The sequence below is a fragment of the Clostridium sp. AF29-8BH genome, from assembly GCF_003478145.1.
GTDB lineage: Bacteria > Bacillota > Clostridia > Lachnospirales > Lachnospiraceae > Otoolea > Otoolea fessa.
This window is the reverse complement of record NZ_QUEL01000008.1, coordinates 95,346-117,075: the sequence shown is the minus strand read 5'-3', so window position 1 is coordinate 117,075 and position 21,730 is coordinate 95,346. Positions and strand designations below refer to the sequence as shown.

Below are 21,730 nucleotides of genomic sequence, written 5' to 3'. Positions count from 1 at the left end.
ATAGGGCAGAGGTGGAAGCGTAGTAATACGTGAAGCTGACTGTTACTAATCGGTCGAGGGCTTAACCAAAAGGTTATGGTTAAGGATAGGTAAGAGGAAGTTATTTCCTGAAGGATGAAAGATAGAAAGTAGAAGAAATTCAGTGTGCAGTTTTGAAGGTATATACCTTTTATTCCTCGATAGCTCAGTCGGTAGAGCACGCGGCTGTTAACCGCGCTGTCGTAGGTTCGAGTCCTACTCGGGGAGTTTTAATTTAATATCTGGCCCCATGGTCAAGCGGTTAAGACATCGCCCTTTCACGGCGGTAACACGAGTTCGAATCTCGTTGGGGTCATTTATGGCGACATAGCCAAGTGGTAAGGCGTGGGTCTGCAACACCCTGATCACCAGTTCAAATCTGGTTGTCGCCTCTGAGGAATCATCGAAAGATGGTTCCTTTTTTTATTTTACAAGAATTTTCGGAATTTTAACTGTTTGATTAGCTGTGAAGTAAGATGCGCTATCCGATTTTCACATCTTCTGCTATAATAGAATCATTCACGAAACGGCATTTTAAATAGCCGCGACAAAATTATTTTATAATATGGAGGAAGCGAAAATGGCAGAAAAATTACAGGAATACAGCCTGACCTGGGAAGTAACGGATGAGATGACGGCAAAGCGAATCGGAAGCGCAGGTTCCCAAATTTTGTCTACTCCGAATATGGTGGCCCTGATGGAGGCGGCAGCGCTGGAACTGGCGAAATCGTATCTGGAGGAAGGACAGACGACGGTCGGAGCGGAGATTCACTGCCGCCATCTGGCGCCGACGCCGGTGGGAATGAAGGTAACAGCGACTGCAAAACTCCGCAGCATTGAGCGCCGGAAAATGTGGTTTGATATTGAAGTAAACGATGAGAAGGGCAAATGCGGCGAAGGGTCCCATCTGCGGATCATGGTAAATTCAAAGGCGATGAGCGATAAGGCTGCGAGCAAGGCGGAATAAGGAGTATCAGGTTTAAGTATCATGCACGGAGATAAAGAAAAGTGACTGGTCACGTGTGTGTGCAGTAACATAGAAAGAGAGGCAGCGGTGCGGACAGAAACGATAGGGTGGATCATTGGCATTTTGATTGCGGCAGTGCTTGTCTGGTGGATTTACCGCAAAATAAAGAGGAAAATGCGGCAGCTGGCGAGTACGCCGGAGGTACAGGTGCTTCGGTATGTGGCAAAGCATTTATCGGAAGGTGATTTGACGCAGCCAGACGCATCCAAACCGCGTTCGCTGGCGGGAATGGACCGGCTGTGCCTGCCGCAGATTGCAAAAGATTTCCCGGAGTTTAACTGGAGCGAGTGGAAGGCTCAGATCGAGACAGAATTGAGAAAAAAACTGGAAAAAGAGTATCAGAAGATACATATCCACCGGACGGTCATCAGCCGCTATCAGAAGGAAAAAGGACTCTGCCGGATTCTGTGTGAGTCGGCGGTCGAGTATGAGGAAATGACTGAATATGAGAAAACGCCTGAGATGCAGTCAGAACTGCATTCGAATCTGATTCAGACGGTTTATGAGACGGAACTGGTATATGTCTATGAGGATGCGAAAACAGCAGGGGCAGCGGTTTCGCTTATCTGTCCAAACTGCGGTGCACCGATTCAGAAGCTGGGGTTGAAAAAGTGTGAATATTGTGGTTCCGTGCTGGAAGTCCAGAATAAGAAGGCATGGAGACTGCTGGAGATGCGGGAAAAGTAAGCGGGTGATCTCACGGTAGAATCCGGTGATGGGGAGAGAATGCTCCCGGATAAATTGCAGAAGAGTTTTATATGGGGCAGGAGCTTCCTGATGTCTGCCGCGAAAGCGGACAACCATGCAGGTAGTTTCCTGCCATTTGTCTGTGCTCGGAATGGAGGGAGCTTCCGGCGAAATGCCGACACCGACCTTTCCAGGCCAGACCGCTGTTTCAGTCTGAGACTTGTCGAACTGGCGGATGGAAGTTTCAAGATCCAGATGGGAATGCAGCATTTATTCAGTTTCAACTGGATGTAAATTCATAACCAGATTTTCCGGATGCCGTCTAATCCACCGCAATGCAATCAGGCAGATGGCAACGGAGATGAGAGATCCGATCGGCGCGGCGAGTCCCATTGGATACAGTGTTTCCGGGAAATAGCGGCATGCGAGCCATGCGAGCGGGATGCGCGCTACCACGATCGAGATGCAGTTGTGCAGGAACGACAGCCCGGACAGTCCGCAGGCGCAGAAGAAACCGCTGCAGCAGAAATGGATACCGGCGATCATGCAGTCCAGCACATAGCTCTTCATATACTGGGTTCCGAGCCGGACAACCTCTGCCTCATCAGTAAAGAGGGAGACGGCGGCACCGGCAGCAAACTGCATGGCGATTGCGATGATCAGCCCGAAAGAAAATGTGATGCAGATCGCGTAGCGCAGCGTCTGACGGGCACGCTCAGGTTTTCCGGCACCCAGATTTTGAGCGGAGAGGGCGGAAACCGTGGAGAGAAGCGAGGATGGAACCAGAAACAGGATTCCGATCAGCTTTTCAACGATTCCGACCGCCGCCGCATCATTTAATCCGCGCTGGTTGGCAAACATGGTAATAACCAGAAAAGAAACCTGTATAAAGCCGTCCTGAACTGCAACTGGGATTCCGACCTGCAGGATGGAGGCTATGGTAGTCTTATGTGGATGGAGGTCACGGAGACGAAAACCCGGAAACATCCGTTTTTTAATGATTACGACCAGGGCGATCAGGACACTGCACATCTGTGACAGGGTCGTGCCGAGCGCCGCGCCGGACGGACCGAGCGAAAACACGCCCATTAAAAGGTAATCAAGCGCAATATTGATAATACAGGCGATTGCAACGAAATACATCGGACTTTTGGAGTCTCCCATGCCGCGGAAAATAGAGCTGATGATATTGTAGGCGGTGATGAACGGGATGCCGGCAAAGCAGATCATCAGATATGCCGCGGTGCCGTTTACCGCTTCCTCCGGGACAGACAGCAGCCTGATAATGCCGTGAACCGTCGTCAGCAGAAGTCCGGTCAGAAGAATGGACAGACCTGCAAATAAGGAAATCGTGTTACCGATGCCGCGCGCCGCAAGCTTCCGGTCACCCGCGCCGACCGCGCGTCCGATGAGAACCGTTGCGCCCATCGCCAGACCAACGATCATAACCGTCAGCATATGCATGACCTGACTGCCGACCGAGACCGCCGTCGTCCCATCCACACCGCCAAACTGCCCGATAATAAACAGATCCGCCATGCCGTAGAGTGTCTGCAAAAAATAAGATAACAAGTATGGCAGGGAAAAATAGATAACTGTTTTCAGCACACTGCCGGAGGTGAGATTCTTTTCCATGAATAAATCCTCGTCTTTCTGGTAAAAATAGATGACTCCGCCGTCGGCCGTCAGAAAGAAAACGCCGTAGAAATCATTTTCTGAGTATAGTTTATCAGAAATAACTATAATGTCTACAATAATTATAGAGTCAGGGAAGAAAATCCTTGTTTTTAAGTAGGAAATTTGTGGTATAATATGAGCACTTAGCGAGGTGTTTTCGAGCTTAGTGCGAGTCATACCTAAATACTTAATGAAGCAGAGCCAAAGGCGATAGCTGAATTTAGTATTTATGGTATAATATGAGAAGGCAAATAAAACCCACTTTGATTTTACACAGGAGGTTTCATGAGTTTAGAGTTTAAAAAAATTGAAGTTAACAGTATCCAGGAGATGCTTCCGTTTTACGCGATGCGCCACAATATGACGTGCGACAGCGTATTTCTGGAGAGCTATGTCTGGAAAGATTATTATAATGTCCGTTATGCAATCTGGGAAAATAAGGCGCTTTTATGGCTGATGGAGAATGAAGGACGTTGTTTTTCCGCGATGCCGCTGTGCCGGGAGGAAGACCTGCCGGGGGCGTTTGCGGCGATTGAGGAGTATTTTAATGAAGAACTGGGATATCCGCTGGTTATCAATCTGGCGGATGAGTATGCAGTGAAATATTTAAATCTGCCGGAGGACAAATATCTGGTGGAAGAGCAGGTCGATTCGAGGGATTATCTCTACAACGGCGATGCGATGCGTTCCCTGGCGGGAAAGAAACTGCATAAGAAGAAAAACCGCGTCAACGCATTTAAGCGCGAATATGAGGGGCGCTATGAGTACCGCCGTCTGTGCTGTTCGGACAGCCACGATGTCTGGGTTTTTCTGGACCGCTGGAGACAGCAGAAGGGCGAGGAGGTCGAGGAACATCTCGATTATGAGGTAAAGGGCATTCACGATATTCTGAAAAACTGTTCAGAATTCAGCATCCACATGGGCGGTGTGTATATCGACGGTCAGATGGAGGCATTTACGATCGGAAGCTACAATCCGGTGGAACATATGGCGGTTATCCATATTGAGAAGGCAAACCCGGAGATCAACGGTCTGTACCAGTTTATCAACCAACAGTTCCTGATAGAGGAATTTCCTGAGGCTGAGTGGGTCAACCGCGAGGACGATATGGGCTTAGAGGGGCTCCGGAAGGCGAAAATGACGTATTATCCGGCGGATTATGCACGCAAATATCTGGTAGAACAGCTGTTAAACGGCAGCAAGGGCTATCACTGGGCGGAGCAGATCGCCAATACGACGGCGGGAAGTGTGCTGACGTATCTGGATGCGGAGGATAAGGACGAGACGAAGCATCTCTGGCATATGTGTTTCCCGGAAGATTCGGAGAGTTTTATCGAGTATTACTATAAGGAAAAGACGAAGGATAACGAGATTCTGGTGAAAAAGGATAATGGACTTCTGATTTCGATGGTGCAGTACAATCCGTATGCGGTGAAGTTGCGTGGACGCCTCTGGAAGCTTGATTACCTGGTCGGAGTAGCAACCGAGGAGAGCCGCCGCCGCGAAGGACATTTCCGGGACGTATTTGTGAAAATGCTTCACGACGAGGAGGCAGCCGGAAAGCCGATCACGTATCTGGTTCCAGTCAACCCGGCTGTGTATGCGCCGATGGGATTTACCTTCATCGGAAATGTGGCATCCTATGAGCTGACCGAGGAGGCGAAAAAGACGCTGACGCGCACGGTGTGCCAGGATACGCCGGAGGACTGCGGGCGGGCTGCTGTCTATATGGAACAGTGGCTGGGCGCACGGTATGAGATGTATACGCGCCGGGATGCGGCGTATGTGAGCCGTCTCATCAAGGAGCTGGCTTCTGAAAATGGCACGTTGGAATTCCTGGAACAGGACGGCAGGCTGGTTGGCCTGGATGCCTACTGGGGCTGGGAAGTCCGTGAACACCGGCTTTTGTATGCGGAGGACGCATACACGGTCAAGACGGGCGAGAAACCGTGGAATATGGCGCGCCTGACGAATATCGGGGCGCTGCTGGCGGCATTTGGCTTAAAACAGGCAGAGCAGCAGGGAGAAGAAAAACGTATGCTCACACTGGGCATCCGTATGAATGATCCGATTCTGGAAATGAACAACGGTGAGTTTGTCTGGACGATTGGGGAGACAGGTTCCAGCCTGAAGGCGCGGAAGCCGGAGCCGGATACCTGCGGCTGCACGGAAAATGTTTCCATATGGCTGGAGACGAAGCCGGAAGAGCTGGTGAGCTGGCTGTTTGGCTGCCGGAAAGCGGAAGAAATCTGGGGCGGACAGCTTGAAAATAAGGGGCTGGCAGAGATTCTGGCACAGGTGGATACGGTGAACGGCGTGTATCTGGATGAGATTGTGTAGAGTACGTGCTGTAATTGTATAGGATAGAGAATATGCTGATTTTATGTAAACTAATAGCAACCGCTTTTATGTTTTCAGAAAAAGGAGAGGAGAGTGCGTCAGATGGGAGAGACAGACACATTAAAAAAATGGATTAATGAGTCAAATTATATTGTATTTTTTGGCGGGGCGGGTGTTTCGACCGAGAGCAATATCCCGGATTTTAGAAGCACGGACGGGCTGTACCATCAGGAGTATGACTATCCGCCGGAAACGATTTTAAGCCACAGCTTTTATATAAGAAAGCCAGAGGAATTTTACCGGTTTTACCGCAATAAGATGCTGTTCCCGAATGCAAAGCCGAACCGGGCGCATCTGGCGCTGGCGAAGCTGGAGCAGGAAGGAAAGCTGAAAGCGGTCATTACCCAGAATATCGACGGGCTGCACCAGGCAGCAGGCAGCAAAGAGGTGCTGGAGCTGCACGGATCGGTGCTCCGCAACCATTGTACGCGCTGCGGCAGGTTTTACGGATTGGATGATATTTTGAAGATGAAGGGCGTGCCGAAGTGCGGCTGCGGCGGCGTGATCAAGCCGGATGTCGTGCTGTATGAGGAAGGACTGGACAATGAGGTAATTGAGCGGTCAATTGCCCATATCCGCAAGGCAGATATGCTGATCATCGGCGGCACCTCGCTGGTGGTGTACCCGGCAGCGGGGCTGATTGATTATTATCATGGAAATAAACTGGTTCTGATCAATAAATCAGCGACCTCGCGCGATGGTCAGGCGGATCTGGTTATCAGCGACACCATCGGGAAGGTGCTGGGGGACGCGGGCGGAGTATAAGGTAGTAACAGGGGAGAGAGGAAATGGTATACGAGGTTGGAGATATTGTAAAACTCAAAAAGCCGCACCCGTGCGGCAGCCATGAGTGGGAGATCCTGCGGGTTGGCGCGGATTTCCGTTTGAAATGTGCCGGCTGCGGGCATCAGGTGATGATGGCACGACCATTGGTAGAAAAGAGTACCAGAGGATTGAAAAAAGCGGGAGAGAAGCCCGAATAAGAGCGGCGGGTGGGCGTACAGATGCAGGCAGCTTCATGATCTGGCAGCCAGTAAAAGAATGCTGCAAGAAGGGGCAGAAAGCCCGGAAAAAACGAGAAAATTTACATAGAAAATCTCGAAAAAGTGCTTGCCAAGCCGTTCCTTTTTTGGTATCATAGATATTCGGTAATATATAACACAAAAATCCTTACTCCCTGCTGGAGTCAGGGGGTCAGTGACCACAAGGAGGTAAGAAAGAGCATGAACAAATATGAATTAGCAGTTGTTCTTAGCGCAAAACTCGAGGACGAAGAGAGAGCCGCAGCGATGGAGAAAGTAACAGGTTACATCACACGTTTCGGCGGTACAGTAACTGACATTGATGAATGGGGCAAGAAGAGACTTGCTTACGAGATTCAGAAAATGAAAGAAGGATTCTACTACTTCGTACATTTCGAGTCTGATTCCGTATGCCCGAATGAGGTGGAGAACCACATCCGCATCATGGAGCCGGTTATCAGATACTTATGCGTAAGACAGGATGCGTAAGAGTAGATAAAGAAAGAGTGATCGTATGAATAAAGTAATTCTGATGGGCAGATTAACGAGAGATCCGGAAGTGAGATACTCTCAGGGCGAGAGAGCTATGGCAATCGCCAGATACACGCTGGCAGTAGACCGCAGAGGCCGCAGAGGCGGAAACGGAGACGACAGCGCACAGACAGCGGATTTCATTCCGTGTGTTGCATTTGACAGAGCAGGCGAATTCGCTGAGAAGTATTTTCATCAGGGAACCAAGCTCGTAGTAACCGGAAGAATTCAGACTGGCAGCTATACCAATCGTGACGGCCAGAAAGTATATACGACAGAAGTGATTGTAGAGGATCAGGAATTTGCAGAGAGCAAGAATGCGGCATCTGGCAACAGCGACGGCGGTTACCGTCCGGCAGAGCGCCCGGCTCCGTCCAGCGCAATCGGCGATGGATTCATGAATATTCCTGATGGAGTAGAAGACGAAGGCCTTCCGTTCAACTAGGTTCGGGAATCGGTCCCCCGGCGGACGGAGTGCGCGAGAGCGCCATCAGGCTGATGTGTGTGAAGGAGGAAAGACCAATGGCATTCAATAAAGGCGATAAAACAGACGCTTCCAAGATCAGAAGAGGCGGTATGCGTAGAAGAAAAAAAGTTTGTGTATTCTGCGGCGAGAAGAACGGCGAAATCGATTACAAAGATACAAATAAATTAAAGAGATACGTATCTGAGAGAGGAAAAATCCTTCCGAGACGTATCACTGGCAACTGTGCTAAACATCAGAGAGCTCTGACTGTAGCTATCAAGAGAGCAAGACATCTGTCCCTGATGCCGTATGTTTGCGAGTAATCCTTGTAAAATAAGGGTTTTTTAAGGGTAAAGGAAGATTTTTACTCAAATTTCACTCAATTATTGAGGATAAAAATGATTGGGATTCCATGTGAGAGATCATATGGGATCCCTTTTTGTATAATAGGAAATTCCATGGAATTCCCTATTACACAAAAAAACAGATTTCGAAAATAAGTGCTTTACAAAAACACTTTAGTATGCTAATATGGTAGCATATTAAAAAGCAAGACGGAAACCGGCAAAGGGAGAACGGCTTCCACTGTCTGAAAATGAGGAGGACACTAATTATGAAAAAGAGATTTGTGAGCGCGGCGCTGGCTGCAGTAATGGCACTTTCCATGACCGCATGTGGCAGCAGCAACAGCGCAGCAGAGACAACCGCAGCAGACACAGAGGCGGCTGAGAGCCAGGCAGAGGAAACCACCGCAGAAGAGGCGAAGACAACCGACGGCGGCACTCTGATTGTTGGTTTTGATCAGGATTTCCCGCCGATGGGATTTGTAGGCGATGACGGCGAGTACACCGGATTTGACCTGGAGCTGGCACAGGAAGTTGCAAAACGTCTGGGTCTGGAATATAAGGCACAGCCGATTGCCTGGGATTCTAAAGATATGGAGCTTGAGTCCGGCAATATCGACTGCATCTGGAATGGATTTACGATGACGGGTCGTGAGGATGATTACACCTGGACTGAGCCGTACATGGCAAACCAGCAGGTATTTGTCGTAGCCAATGATTCGGATATCAACAGCCAGGCGGATCTGGCAGGCAAGATCGTAGAGGTTCAGGCAGATTCTTCCGCAGAGGCAGCTTTAAAAGAGGCACCGGAACTGACCGCTACTTTCAAGGAGCTTCTGACAACCGCTGATTACAACACCGCATTCATGGATCTGGAGCAGGGCGCCGTTGATGCCATTGCGATGGACGTAATCGTAGCTGGCTATCAGATTCAGCAGAGAAACGCTGATTTCAAGATTCTGGACGATTCCCTTTCTGAGGAAGAATACGGCGTAGGCTTCAAGAAGGGCAACACCGAGTTAAGAGATAAAGTTCAGAGCACTCTGGAAGAGATGGCAGAGGATGGACCTTACAGGAAGTTTCTGAGAAATGGTTTAGCAAGGACGTAACTACCATCGGCAAATAGTAATTAATCGTTGATTGTAAAAACGAAACATTATTAAATAATAGGAATAGGGACGGCTGTGAATGATTTCATGGCAGTCCCCATTCGCGGTTTATGTGTTTAACTGTGAAGTCACAGCACATTCCGTTACCGGGCACGTATGCGTGAACAGTAACGAATCTACATTTTAGAAAGCAGGTATGGAATAATTATGGGTAAGATGACACTCCAGCAGATGATTACACAGCTTGCGGGTGGTATGGCAGTCAGCACACAGATTTTTGTGATCACACTGCTATTTTCACTTCCGTTAGGACTCGTGATCGCGTTCGGGCGTATGTCGAAGAACAAGCTGATCCAGACGATTGTAAAAGTATATATTTCGATTATGCGAGGCACGCCGCTGATGCTGCAGCTGATGGTGGTGTATTTTGGACCGTATTATCTGTTCCGCATCAAAGTCGGCAGCAGTTACCGTCTGTGGGCTACCTTCATCGGTTTTGTCATTAACTATGCGGCATATTTTGCCGAGATTTACCGCAGCGGCATCCAGTCGATGCCGGTCGGACAGTATGAGGCAGCGGAGATTCTGGGTTATGGAAAGGCACAGACCTTCTTCAAGATCATCCTGCCGCAGGTAATCAAGCGGATTCTTCCGTCGGTGACGAATGAGGTCATCACGCTGGTAAAAGATACGTCTCTGGCGTTTACGTTGAGCGTGGCGGAGATGTTCTCAATCGCCAAGGCGCTGGCGGCATCCCAGACGAATATGATGCCGTTTGTAGCAGCAGCCGTCTTTTACTACATTTTCAATCTGGTTGTGGCAGTTGCAATGGAATGGATTGAGAAAAAGCTGGATTATTACCGATAGAAGCGGGAGGAATGTGGAAAATGAACTTGTTAGAATTAAATCATGTGGAAAAATCATTCGGCGATCTGTCGGTTTTAAAGGATATTTCACTGAGTGTGAGCGAGGGCGAGATCGTGTCCATCATCGGACCGTCCGGTTCGGGTAAATCGACGCTTCTGCGCTGCGCGACGATGCTGGAGACGATGGACCACGGCGAGATCGTATATTTAGGAAAGAGAGCAGCCTGGACGGGCGCGGATGGCAAGGTCAGCTATGCGGACAAGAAGGACATGAAGGAGATCCGCAGCCAGTACGGTCTGGTATTCCAGAATTTTAACCTGTTTCCGCACTATTCTGTGCTGAAAAATATCACAGACGCGCCGATCCATGTGCAGAAGCGCGACAAGGAGACGGTTTATAAAGAGGCGCGCGAGCTTCTGAAAAAAATGGGTCTGGAGGATAAGGAGGACTATTATCCGTACCAGCTCTCCGGCGGTCAGTGCCAGCGTGTGGCGATCGCCCGTGCATTGGCACTGAATCCGAAGATTCTGTTTTTCGACGAGCCGACCTCCGCACTGGATCCGGAGCTGACGGGAGAAGTATTGAAGGTTATTAAGTCGTTAGCGGATCTGCACATCGCGATGGTGATTGTTACCCATGAGATGGCGTTTGCGAAAGATATCTCCCACCGCGTGATCTTCATGGCAGACGGACTCATCGTCGAGGAGGGCGCGCCGGAGAAGGTGTTTGCTTCGGATAATGAGAGAACGAAGAGCTTTTTGGGACGGTATGGGAAGATTCTGTAAGAAATAATTAGGAAAATGGAAGATGGGCGTTGCTGGTTTTGGAGTGGAAAATCGGCGACGCCCGTTTTTTATGGGGAAGCATTTTATGGGGAAGCATATAAGTCTTATTTGCAATTTTACAGTAAATGTGATACGCTTTTATCAAGTATTCCGATTTGCGAGGCAGTAGATACCTTTCAAAAAGGAATGGAACAGAAATAATCGAGTGTTCCGGTGATGCTGGAAGTGGTGAAAAGCGATGCTGACGTTTGAGACGGGTCTTGAAGGAAAGGGGAGCGGTTCATGGAGATTCGTATACCCTTTTTGAGATGGATGGAGTCCGCGTCTGCGCGGGCTCTTTTTGATCCATTTGCTCTATAGAAAGGCGGGGCTGGAAAAAGTGGTGCCTGTGGATGGAAGATTTTGCAGGACAGGATCGCAGCATGGTTTTTAGCGGAGATATTTGAAATGGTATCTGTTGTAGAGAAAAATTTGGACAGATAAACAGGAAGATATGAGGGAAAAACATGGAGACAGAATCAAGAGTTGCCGTGATCGGTATTGTGGTCGATCAGACGGGAGATACGGAAGAGTTGAATAAGGTGCTGCACCAGTACGGGCAGTATATCGTAGGGCGGATGGGGATTCCTTACCACAAACGGAACGTGAATATTATCAGCGTCGTGATTGACGCGCCGGGTGATGTGATCAGTGCGCTGTCCGGGAAGCTGGGGATGCTGCGAGGGATTTCTTCGAAGGCGCTGTATTCGAAGGCGCCGGAAGCACAGGAATGAAAACGAGGTGACGGAATGGCAGATTTTACACGCGCGGGGCTTCGACCGTCTGACTGGTGGCGGGAGGCGGTCCGTCCAGGCGCTGAACAGATAGAAACGATTACAGAATTAAAGAGATTGATTGACCGTCTGGAAGCGGGGGAGTCCCTGACGGAGGATGAGTGGGTCAGTCTGATCGAGGGACGTTCACCGGAGCTGGCGGACTACCTCTTTGAAAAAGCGCGCTGCATCCGGGAAAGAGAGTACGGAAAAGCGGTGTATGTGCGGGGACTCATTGAGTGCAGCAATTATTGCAAAAACGACTGTCTTTATTGCGGCATCCGAAGGAGCAATCGAAATGCAAGCCGGTACCGCCTGAGTCGGGAGGAGATTCTTTCCTGCTGTGAGAATGGTTATCAGCTGGGATTCCGCACCTTTGTTTTGCAGGGCGGTGAGGATCCGGCGATGACGGACGACTGGGTGCTGGAGATGGTGCAGGCGATCCGGGCGGAATTCCCAGATTGTGCGATTACTTTGTCGCTCGGAGAAAAGAAGTATGATACGTTGAAACGCTGGAAAGAGGCAGGGGCGGACCGGTATCTGCTGCGCCATGAGACGGCGGACGCGTGCCATTACGCGAGACTGCATCCGGCAGAGATGTCATTTGAACACCGGATGCAGTGCCTGCGTGATTTAAAGGCGCTTGGTTATCAGACCGGATGCGGTTTTATGGTCGGTTCTCCGCACCAGACGGCGCGCTGTCTGGCGGGAGATATGCGTTTTATCGAAGAACTGGATCCGGAAATGGTGGGAATCGGTCCGTTTATTCCGCAGCACGACACTCCGTTTGGCGGGAAGGCAGCAGGAACGTTGGAAGAGACACTGTTTCTTTTAGGGCTGCTTCGCCTGCTGAAGCCGAAAGTGCTGCTTCCGGCGACGACAGCGCTCGGAACGATTCATCCGATGGGACGCGAACTGGGGATTCTGGCAGGCGGAAACGTCGTGATGCCGAACCTGTCTCCGGTCGGGGTGCGCGCCAAATATATGCTTTATGACAATAAAATCTGTACGGGAGACGAGGCGGCGGAGTGCATCAACTGCATGAAGAGGCGCATGGAAAGCATCGGGTACGAGGTAGTCATCGACCGGGGAGATTATAAGGGGTAAAAGCCTGCGATTTGGTTTGTTGGCATCGAAAAATGCTTACAGATAAATAAACTGACGGGGAAGGACGCGATGGACGGCTGATCATGCTGGCATTTTTGAAATTGATAATTCCGGAGGAAAACATGACAGCTATCATCCTGACCTGTAAGAAAAGGAGAAGAAACTATGAGTTACAATTACAACCCATCATCCCAAAAGGCAGAGGAATTTATCAACCATGAGGAAATTTTAGAGACTCTTTCCTATGCCGAGAAGAACAAAAACAACGTGGAACTGATTGACCAGATTCTGGCGAAGGCGCGGCTTCGAAAAGGGCTGAGCCACCGCGAGGCGGCAGTGCTTCTTGACTGCGAGATCCCGGAAAAGGTGGAGGAGATCTTTGAGCTGGCGCGCCAAATCAAGCAGGATTTCTACGGAAACCGGATCGTCATGTTTGCGCCGCTGTATCTGTCGAATTACTGCGTGAATGGCTGCGTGTACTGTCCATACCACATGAAAAACAAGCACATTGCCAGAAAGAAGCTGACGCAGGAGGAAATCCGGCGGGAGGTAATTGCGCTTCAGGATATGGGACATAAACGTCTGGCGCTGGAGACGGGCGAGGATCCGGTTAACAATCCGATTGAATATGTGCTGGACAGTATCAAGACAATTTACAGTATCAAGCATAAAAACGGGGCGATCCGCCGGGTCAATGTCAATATTGCGGCGACGACGGTGGAAAATTACCGGAAACTGAAAGAGGCGGGAATCGGAACATACATCCTGTTCCAGGAAACGTACCACAAGGAGAGCTATGAGCGCCTGCATCCGACGGGACCAAAGCACAATTACTGTTATCACACGGAGGCGATGGACCGCGCGATGGAGGGCGGTATCGACGATGTAGGAATCGGCGTTTTATTTGGTCTGGAGTTGTACCGGTATGAATTTGCAGGACTTTTGATGCACGCGGAACATCTGGAGGCAGTTTTTGGCGTTGGTCCGCACACCATCAGCGTGCCGCGCATTCGCCGGGCGGACGATATCGACCCATCGACCTTTGACAACGGCATCAGCGACGATATTTTTGAGAAGATCGTAGCCTGCATCCGGGTGGCAGTTCCGTACACGGGCATGATTATCTCAACGAGAGAGAGCAAAGCCTGTCGGGAGCGGGTGCTGCGGCTGGGCGTATCGCAGATCAGCGGCGGTTCCCGCACCAGTGTCGGCGGATATGCAGAGGAAGAGCCGGAGGAGGAAAATTCGGCGCAGTTCGATGTGAGCGACAACCGGACACTCGACCAGGTGGTCCGCTGGCTGATGGAATTAGGCTATATCCCAAGCTTCTGTACGGCGTGCTACCGGGAAGGACGGACGGGCGACCGATTTATGAGCCTGTGCAAGAGCGGGCAGATTCAGAACTGTTGTCATCCGAATGCGCTGATGACGCTCAAGGAGTATCTGGAGGATTATGCGGCGCCGGGGACGAAAGAGATTGGAGAGAAGCTGATTCAGGCGGAGATCGGTTCGATTCCGAAAGAAAAAGTGCAGGAGATCGTGAGAAAAAATCTGGTTGAAATTGAAAAGGGGCAGCGGGATTTCAGGTTTTAACTAAATCAGGAGGATCAAAATGGGAATGAATGAGACGCCGTCCGGCGAGCGGGTACATATCGCGTTTTTTGGACGGAGAAATGCGGGAAAATCGAGTCTGGTCAATGCGGTGACCGGGCAGGAGCTGGCGATTGTGTCGGACATCCGGGGGACGACGACCGATCCGGTCTATAAATCGATGGAGCTTCTGCCGCTCGGTCCGGTGGTTATCATCGACACGCTGGAATCGACGATGAGGGCGAGCTGGGCTTAAAGAGAGTTGGCAAGACTCGTCAAGTCTTAAATAAGGCGGATCTGGCAGTCCTGGTGGTGGATGCGGTGGAAGGAATCAGCAGCTGGGAAGAAGAGATGATCCGGCTGTTTGAGAAGAAGGAAATCCCGTATCTGGTGGTTTACAATAAGATGGATTTGCTGACGGGAAAATCGGAACAGGAACCGGTTGTGGAACATACCGCCTATGTGAGTGCCCGGACGAGAGAAGGAATCCAGCAGTTAAAAGAGCAAATGGCACGTCTTACGTCACAGGAGACGGATGAAAAACGGCTGGCTGCTGATCTAGTAAAACCGTTTGATACGGTAATTCTGGTTGTTCCGATTGACAAGGCGGCGCCGAAGGGGCGGCTGATTCTGCCGCAGCAGCAGGTCATCCGGGATCTGCTGGACATCGGTGCGATGCCGTTTGTCTGCCGGGAAAGTGAACTTTCGGAGACGTTTGCAAAATTGAAAGAAGCTCCGGCATTGGTAATCACGGACAGCCAGGTATTTCCGCTGGTAGACCGGCTGACGCCGCCGCAGGTGCGTCTGACTTCCTTTTCCATTTTGTTTGCGCGGTATAAGGGGGATCTGAAACAGGCAGCGGAGGGCGCCAAAGCGCTGGAAATGATACAGGACGGAGATCCGATTCTTATTTCTGAGGGCTGTACGCATCATCGCCAGTGCGGAGACATCGGCACGGAGAAGTTGCCGGACTGGATCCGCCAGTACACGGGAAAAGCGCCGGAGTTTCATTTTACATCGGGGACGGAATTTCCAGAGGATGTGTCCGGTTATAAGCTGATCGTTCATTGCGGCGGCTGTATGCTGAATGAGCGGGAGATGAAGAGTCGTCTTCGAAGCGCTGCCGATCAGGAGATCCCGATGACCAATTATGGGATTTTGATTGCCTATATGAAGGGAATTTTGAAACGGAGCATGGGGGCACTGGAGCCGGTCAGGTAGGAAATTTTTAATGGATTTTTGCGCGTGACTGTGAAGATACTGAACAGTTACGAAACTTAGAAATAAAGGCTGACAAAGCTGCTGGACGATGGGAATGCCTGTCGGACAACAGCTTTGTTTCATAGGAAATTCCCTATTACACAAAAAGGCACTAACGTGCCAATGATGCGCACTCGTGCGAAGATGTAGGTTGTCGCAAGCGACCGCGCGAGACGCCCGGATGTGCCAAGGCACATTTTTTTTGCTGCCATGAGTCTGGAAAATAGCTGGAGAATATTTGGAAAAATGCAGGTTTTTTGGATTTAGCAGATGCCAGAATGTAAACTATATTAATCTGGTATGTTGACATTTAAAAATCAACGGTTTATAATAGCGAAAGTTAGCTAAATGAGAAAAATGGGATATTTTTGAGTTTGACCGAAGGATAACTAAAGAAAAAGTGTTTTGATTTTGATAAGGAGTAGAAGATATGAGTTTACAACTGGCAGAAGAGATTATAAAAGGACGCCGTCTGAAACGGGGCGAGGATTTAAGCTTTTTATTGAGTGAGGATCTGGATGAGCTCTGTGCGGGAGCTGATAAAATCCGAAAGGAGCTCTGCGGCAACCATGTGGATCTGTGTTCTATCATTAATGGACGAAGCGGACGCTGCGGCGAGGACTGCAAGTTTTGCGCGCAGTCAGCCTGTCATCATGCGAAGGTGGAAGAATATCCATTTCTGGAGCCAGAGGAGATTCTGGAGGACTGCAAGCGTCATGAGGCGAAGAAGGTACATCGTTACTCCATCGTGACGGCGGGACGTGCGCTGACGGGAGCGGAGATGGAGAAGGCGCTTCAGGCATACCGCGCTATGAAGGAGGAATGTAAGGTAGAGCTCTGCGCCTCCCATGGACTTCTGTCACAGGAAGATTTCAACCGTCTGAAAGAGGCGGGCGTGGGACGGTATCATGCTAATATTGAGACTTCCCGGAGAAATTTCCCGAATATCTGTACCACACATACATTTGAGGACAAGCTGGAGGTCATCCGGCGTGCGCAGGCGGCGGGACTTTCCGTTTGTTCCGGCGGTATCATCGGCATGGGAGAAACCTGGGAAGACCGGATCGACATGGCAATCACGCTGAGCGAGCTTGGAATCAAGTCAATTCCGATCAATATCCTGCGTCCGATTCCGGGCACACCGCTGGAACATCAGGCAGCGCTTTCGGAGAATGAGATCCTGCGGACGATTGCTATTTTCCGCTATATCAATCCGACTGCGATGGTCCGTCTGGCAGCAGGACGAAATTCAATGGAACATTCCGGCGAACGGGCATTCCGCTCCGGCGCGAATGCAGCCATCACCGGAGATATGCTGACAACTTCCGGAAACCGCATCAGCGAGGACCAGGAGATGCTGGCGGCTATGGGTTTCACATTATAAAAAAGGAGTATCCATATCATGAGTAAAACACTTTCCGCAGAAGCGGAGCACAAACCTTACTTTACAACCAAACGGATGGCGCTGATTGGCGTGATGACGGCGGTAACCTGTATTCTGGGACCGTTCTCGATTCCGCTTCCATTCAGCCCGGTTCCGATTTCCTTTACAAATCTTGCCATTTATCTGGCAGCATATGTGCTGGGAATGAAAGCCTGCACGGTGAGTTACCTGATTTATATGCTGCTTGGCATGGTGGGCGTTCCGGTATTTTCCGGATTTACAGCAGGAGTCGGTAAGCTGGCAGGACCGACCGGTGGCTATCTCGTCGGATTTATCCTGATGGCGCTGATTGTTGGATTTTTCGTGGATCATTTTCCGGGCAAAGTAGCCCTGCATATCGTTGGCATGGTACTGGGACTGGCGATTTGCTATATTTTCGGAACGGTATGGCTGGCAGGTCAGCTTAACATGACCTTTGTAGCCGGACTGGGTGTGGGCGTTATCCCGTATCTGCCGGGCGATGCAGTCAAAATCATTTTCACAGCTTTGATCGGACCGAAGCTGCGCCGGGAAATTTACCGGTTAGGAGACTAAAAAGCGTTTGGCTGTAAAAACGACAGTTTAGATAAAATGATAATTTAAAATGAAGACCAGATGGGTGAAAGTGGAATACATAAAACGCTTTCACCCATCTTTTTTGTGAATGAAACGAAGAAGTTAGTTGGAATTTCATAGAAAGTAAGAAGAAAAGAGAAAAATAAAAGCAAGAGAAAACAGAAATAATTACATATATGGAATAAAATACAGAAAAATAAGAAGGGTGTGCGACTAAACTTGAACAATTTTGAGGCATATGTTATACTAAAGACAGAAAAAGAGGGAGTCCACGGAGGAACAGGGAGGAGGCAGTTGTATGGAAAAAAAGATTATCACTATCAGTCGTGAATATGGAAGCGGAGGTCGTCAGATTGGTCTGACAGCGGCAAAAAAACTGGGAATGGAATTTTATGATAAGGAATTGATCGATGCTGCTGCGAAGGAGATCGGTTTTCCGGCGGAAATTATTGCGGATCGTGAGCAGCGCCTGACAAATAGTCTGCTTTACAATTTCGCGATGGGAACTTTGTATGGACTTTCCTATCCGAAGGAGCCGAAGCTCAGTGAACTGCCATTGACAGAGCAGATCTATGTGGCGCAGAAGAAGGCGATCGAGGAGGCGGCAAAGCGCGGAAGCTGCGTATTCATCGGCAGATGTGCCGATTATATTCTGAAAAGCCGTCCGGATGTACTGCGTGTCTTTGTTTATGCGGATCGTGATATCCGGCTTCGCCGCGCGATTGATGAGTACGGGGATCTGGAAGAGCATATTGATGAATTTATGCACCAGACCGACAAACGCCGCCGGATCTATTATGAAAACTATACGAATCAGCGCTGGGGCGACAGAGAAAACTATGATCTGATGCTGAACAGCGGAGATTTGGGAATTGAGAAGTGCGTGGAGTTGATTTGCCAGGCGGTGAAGTAAAAGAAGAGTGGCATTTATAGTTTCATGCAGTCGATATGAGGATATCTAAGATAACAGATGCAAAGAAGATGATTGAAATTTTTTGTAGTTATGTTATCTATATATAAAGGATCTCACCGATAGACGGTTGGACCCTTAAATGATAAGTTAAAAATAACCGCTCAAGTTTGCAGGACCGGGGCGGTTATTTTTGTGTCTTATTACTAGCTCGACCAACTTTATAGCCGAGACTAAAGCATATAAAGCATTTCGTAAAAGATATACGAGCGCAGGTTACTGTACACGTATGCGTGAATAGTAACTAGCACGTTATTGTTCGCGGGTAGCACTTTTGGAACCGAAAGTGCCGTAAGAAAACGTGGTGGCAGCAGGAATTTGCCGTATTTAAATGCGAAGCCACGGCAAATTCCGTTACTGGGCACGTATGCGTGCACAGTAACTAGCACGGCGGCTCTGGCTTGTCAATGGGGGATTGTCTGGACGAATCCCCCTCACTATGCTATAATAAGGGGCATCAAGTCATTTTGGTTGCTTTATCGTTACTGCTCATGGCAGGTATTTTGAAAACCGGCACATGGACAGCAACATTGTATGCACGGGAGAATGAGATGAAAGAAAATATGAAAATACGAGGTCAGCTGCGGACGTATCTGCAGTGGCCGATTATACTGTCGGTATTCCTGTTGGCGGCGAACCTGGCAGTTGGGATCGTGAGCCCGGCTGCCGGTCTTGTGATGTCCGGATTTACGGTTATATATGTGCTGGTGGCACTCTGGCTGTTCATGTACCGGAGAAAACGTCTGATGGGCGGACTGGTGGAGTTTTCGGCGGAGTATGCGTGGGTGCAGAAACAGCTCCTCTATGAGATGGCGGTGCCGTATGCCATCGCGGACACAGAGGGACATTTCCTCTGGTTGAACCACTCCTTTTCGGAGATCGTCGGGGAAGATAAAAACTGCCGTAAGAATATCGCAGCGGTCTTTCCGGAACTGACGCGGGAATTTTTGGATGAGATGGACGAAAAAACGAGCGTTCATTCTTCATTTGACGGCAGATTTTACCGGATCGATATCCAGCAGGTGGCGCTGAGCGAGACGGAAGGTATGAAGCTTGGCGCGGTGGACGAGGACAGCGGCGAGATGCTTTTAGTGCTGTATCTCTGCGATGAGACGGAGATTCTGCGCTGCAAGCAGCAGATCAACAATCAGCGTCTGGTGGCGGGACTTATCTATCTCGACAACTACGACGAGGCGCTGGAGAGTGTCGAGGAGGTACGCCGTTCCCTGCTGGTTGCCCTGATTGACCGGAAAATTACGAAGTATTTCATGGCGATGGAAGGTATCGTCAAGAAGCTGGAAAATGACAAGTATCTGTTTGTGATCAAGCAGCAGTACACGAAAGAGATTCAGGAGAGCCGCTTTTCGATCCTGGAGGATGTCAAGACGGTTAATATCGGAAATGATATGGCTGTCACGCTGAGTATCGGTATGGGTATGAATGGCGACAGCTACATCCGCAACTATGAGTATGCGAGAACGGCGATTGATATGGCGCTGGGACGCGGCGGCGATCAGGCGGTTGTCAAGGATGGCACGAAGATCCGCTATTACGGCGGCAAATCGCAGCAGCTGGAAAAAACGACCCGTGTCAAGGCGCGTGTCAAAGCGCATGCGATGCGCGAGCTGATGGATACGAAGGATAAGATGTTGATCATGGGACACAAGATCGGCGATACGGATTCCTTTGGCGCGGCGATTGGTATCTGGCGGATTGCGACCTCTTTTAATAAAAAGGCGCGGATCGTCATCAATGGGGTCAATTCTTCCGTGAAACCGATGATGGCGCGGTTTGAAAACAGCTCTGATTACCCGGAGGATCTGTTCTTAACCGGCGAGGAAGCGGCAGAGTGGGCGGATTCCAACACGATGTTAGTTGTGGTTGATGTCAACCGCCCGAGTATCACGGAGGCACCGGAATTGCTCAAGCAGATCAAAACGATCGTGGTGCTCGACCATCACCGCCAGAGTAGCGAGATCATCGACAATGCGGTGTTATCTTATGTCGAGCCGTATGCGTCTTCGGCGTGTGAGATGGTAGCCGAGGTATTGCAGTATATCGGCGACGACGGCATCAAGATCAAGCCGGCGGAGGCGGATGCGATGTACGCCGGTATCGTGATTGACACAAACAATTTCATGAACCAGGCAGGCGTCCGCACCTTTGAGGCGGCGGCGTTCCTGCGTAGAAACGGCGCGGATGTCGTGCGTGTGAGAAAGCTGTTCCGCGACCGGCTGGAGGACTACCGGGCGAGAGCTGAGGCGATCCAGAAAGCAGAGATTTATCACGGCGCATTTGCGATTTCCGTGTGTCCGTCCGAAGGACTTGAAAGTCCTACCGTGGTTGGTGCACAGGCGGCAAATGAGCTGCTGGATATTGTAGGCATCAAGGCGTCATTTATCCTGACGCAGATGGGCGACACGATCTATTTCAGCGCGCGTTCGATCGATGAGATCAACGTGCAGATTATCATGGAGCGCTTGGGCGGCGGCGGACACCGCACGATTGCGGGTGCACAGCTTAAGGGTGCGACGATCGATGAAGCCAGAGAGAAATTAAAAGATCTCATTACGGATATGATGGAGAAAGGAGAAATATAACGATGGAAGTTGTATTATTAGAGGATGTAAAGGCACTTGGCAAAAAAGGTCAGATTGTAAAGGTAAGCGACGGCTATGGACGCAACTTTATTCTGACAAAGAAACTGGGAATCGAGGCAACACCGAAGAACTTAAATGATCTGAAGCTGCAGAAGGCAAATGAGGCGAAGATCGCGGCAGAGCACCTGGCAGCAGCGAAGGATCTGGCAAAACATCTGGAGGATAAGTCCATCACCCTGTCCATCAAGGCAGGCGAGGGCGGAAAAGCATTCGGCTCTGTTTCTTCCAAGGAGATTGCAAAGGCGATCAAAGATCAGTTAAATCTGGATATTGACAAGAAGAAACTGGTTCTGCCGGAGCCGATTAAGACCTTTGGCACACACGAAGTTCCGATCAAGCTTCACAAAGAAGTAACCGGAAAACTGGCAGTAAAGGTTGTAGAAGCTTAATATGGAGGAC

The 21,730-nt window shown here is 49.8% G+C and carries 20 protein-coding genes, 3 tRNA genes and 2 pseudogenes; 24 read left to right on the top strand and 1 reads right to left on the bottom strand.

Annotated features, from left to right (window positions below; translation table 11 throughout):
• The first annotated feature begins 173 nt into the window (after positions 1–173).
• From DWZ16_RS07445 to DWZ16_RS07420, 6 genes are all read left to right on the top strand, one after another.
• Positions 174–246: transfer RNA gene (locus DWZ16_RS07445), tRNA-Asn, on the top strand.
• A 16-nt stretch (positions 247–262) separates the two neighbouring features.
• A tRNA-Glu gene (locus DWZ16_RS07440) sits at positions 263–334 on the top strand.
• Between the two features lie 5 nt (positions 335–339).
• Positions 340–410: transfer RNA gene (locus tag DWZ16_RS07435), tRNA-Cys, on the top strand.
• A 188-nt stretch (positions 411–598) separates the two neighbouring features.
• Positions 599–985: a thioesterase family protein gene (locus DWZ16_RS07430; protein WP_022358901.1), complete on the top strand. Its 387-nt coding sequence runs from the start codon at positions 599–601 to the stop codon at positions 983–985.
• Positions 986–1,072: 87 nt separating this feature from the next.
• Positions 1,073–1,732, top strand: a complete 660-nt coding sequence (locus tag DWZ16_RS07425) for a hypothetical protein (RefSeq protein ID WP_118522525.1) — start codon at positions 1,073–1,075, stop codon at positions 1,730–1,732.
• A gap of 90 nt (positions 1,733–1,822) precedes the next feature.
• Positions 1,823–2,026: a hypothetical protein gene (locus DWZ16_RS07420; protein ID WP_118522524.1), complete on the top strand. Its 204-nt coding sequence runs from the start codon at positions 1,823–1,825 to the stop codon at positions 2,024–2,026.
• Here DWZ16_RS07420 and DWZ16_RS07415 read toward each other — a convergent pair.
• Entirely contained in the window at positions 2,003–3,367 is a 1,365-nt protein-coding gene (locus DWZ16_RS07415; RefSeq protein ID WP_118522523.1) for an MATE family efflux transporter, read from the bottom strand. The two genes, DWZ16_RS07420 and DWZ16_RS07415, sit on opposite strands and share 24 nt — an antisense overlap.
• A 327-nt stretch (positions 3,368–3,694) precedes the next feature.
• Here DWZ16_RS07415 and DWZ16_RS16705 point away from each other — a divergent pair, with 327 nt between their 5' ends.
• The 18 genes and pseudogenes from DWZ16_RS16705 to rplI all read left to right on the top strand — a co-directional run bounded on the left by DWZ16_RS16705 (position 3,695) and on the right by rplI (position 21,720).
• Positions 3,695–5,749, top strand: coding sequence for a GNAT family N-acetyltransferase (locus DWZ16_RS16705; protein WP_118522522.1), 2,055 nt, complete (start codon positions 3,695–3,697; stop codon positions 5,747–5,749).
• Between the two features lie 102 nt (positions 5,750–5,851).
• On the top strand, positions 5,852–6,574 hold the full coding sequence (locus DWZ16_RS07405) for an NAD-dependent protein deacylase (protein WP_118522521.1): 723 nt from the start codon (positions 5,852–5,854) through the stop codon (positions 6,572–6,574).
• A 23-nt stretch (positions 6,575–6,597) separates the two neighbouring features.
• A complete protein-coding gene (locus DWZ16_RS07400) occupies positions 6,598–6,792 on the top strand; it encodes a DUF951 domain-containing protein (RefSeq protein ID WP_118472507.1) in 195 nt (64 codons plus the stop codon).
• Between the two features lie 240 nt (positions 6,793–7,032).
• On the top strand, positions 7,033–7,320 hold the full coding sequence (gene rpsF / locus DWZ16_RS07395; protein WP_107001800.1) for a 30S ribosomal protein S6: 288 nt from the start codon (positions 7,033–7,035) through the stop codon (positions 7,318–7,320).
• Between the two features lie 25 nt (positions 7,321–7,345).
• On the top strand, positions 7,346–7,807 hold the full coding sequence (locus tag DWZ16_RS07390) for a single-stranded DNA-binding protein (protein ID WP_022358894.1): 462 nt from the start codon (positions 7,346–7,348) through the stop codon (positions 7,805–7,807).
• A gap of 77 nt (positions 7,808–7,884) precedes the next feature.
• Complete coding sequence (gene rpsR / locus DWZ16_RS07385) at positions 7,885–8,151, top strand: 30S ribosomal protein S18 (RefSeq protein ID WP_022358893.1); 267 nt, start codon at positions 7,885–7,887, stop codon at positions 8,149–8,151.
• A 290-nt stretch (positions 8,152–8,441) separates the two neighbouring features.
• Positions 8,442–9,298, top strand: a pseudogene (locus tag DWZ16_RS07380) (amino acid ABC transporter substrate-binding protein).
• 199 nt (positions 9,299–9,497) lie between these two features.
• Complete coding sequence (locus DWZ16_RS07375) at positions 9,498–10,148, top strand: amino acid ABC transporter permease (protein WP_333489850.1); 651 nt, start codon at positions 9,498–9,500, stop codon at positions 10,146–10,148.
• A 20-nt stretch (positions 10,149–10,168) separates the two neighbouring features.
• Positions 10,169–10,933, top strand: coding sequence for an amino acid ABC transporter ATP-binding protein (locus DWZ16_RS07370; RefSeq protein ID WP_022358890.1), 765 nt, complete (start codon positions 10,169–10,171; stop codon positions 10,931–10,933).
• A gap of 506 nt (positions 10,934–11,439) precedes the next feature.
• Complete coding sequence (locus DWZ16_RS07365) at positions 11,440–11,706, top strand: TM1266 family iron-only hydrogenase system putative regulator (protein ID WP_022358889.1); 267 nt, start codon at positions 11,440–11,442, stop codon at positions 11,704–11,706.
• Between the two features lie 90 nt (positions 11,707–11,796).
• A complete protein-coding gene (gene hydE / locus DWZ16_RS07360; protein ID WP_243015261.1) occupies positions 11,797–12,852 on the top strand; it encodes a [FeFe] hydrogenase H-cluster radical SAM maturase HydE in 1,056 nt (351 codons plus the stop codon).
• Between the two features lie 165 nt (positions 12,853–13,017).
• The gene (gene hydG / locus DWZ16_RS07355) at positions 13,018–14,445 is read left to right on the top strand and encodes a [FeFe] hydrogenase H-cluster radical SAM maturase HydG (RefSeq protein ID WP_022358886.1); all 1,428 of its coding nucleotides are present in this window, start codon (positions 13,018–13,020) and stop codon (positions 14,443–14,445) included.
• Between the two features lie 19 nt (positions 14,446–14,464).
• Positions 14,465–15,663: pseudogene (gene hydF, locus DWZ16_RS07350) on the top strand ([FeFe] hydrogenase H-cluster maturation GTPase HydF).
• A 469-nt stretch (positions 15,664–16,132) separates the two neighbouring features.
• Complete coding sequence (gene bioB / locus DWZ16_RS07345; protein ID WP_118522518.1) at positions 16,133–17,086, top strand: biotin synthase BioB; 954 nt, start codon at positions 16,133–16,135, stop codon at positions 17,084–17,086.
• Positions 17,087–17,104: 18 nt separating this feature from the next.
• The gene (locus tag DWZ16_RS07340; RefSeq protein WP_118522517.1) at positions 17,105–17,680 is read left to right on the top strand and encodes a biotin transporter BioY; all 576 of its coding nucleotides are present in this window, start codon (positions 17,105–17,107) and stop codon (positions 17,678–17,680) included.
• A 319-nt stretch (positions 17,681–17,999) separates the two neighbouring features.
• Positions 18,000–18,614, top strand: coding sequence for an AAA family ATPase (locus DWZ16_RS07335; RefSeq protein ID WP_107001807.1), 615 nt, complete (start codon positions 18,000–18,002; stop codon positions 18,612–18,614).
• A 608-nt stretch (positions 18,615–19,222) separates the two neighbouring features.
• The gene (locus tag DWZ16_RS07330) at positions 19,223–21,271 is read left to right on the top strand and encodes a DHH family phosphoesterase (protein ID WP_107001808.1); all 2,049 of its coding nucleotides are present in this window, start codon (positions 19,223–19,225) and stop codon (positions 21,269–21,271) included.
• A 2-nt stretch (positions 21,272–21,273) separates the two neighbouring features.
• Positions 21,274–21,720 (top strand): 50S ribosomal protein L9, encoded by a 447-nt coding sequence (gene rplI, locus DWZ16_RS07325; RefSeq protein ID WP_022358874.1) that lies wholly within the window; start codon positions 21,274–21,276, stop codon positions 21,718–21,720.
• The last annotated feature ends 10 nt before the right edge of the window (positions 21,721–21,730 follow it).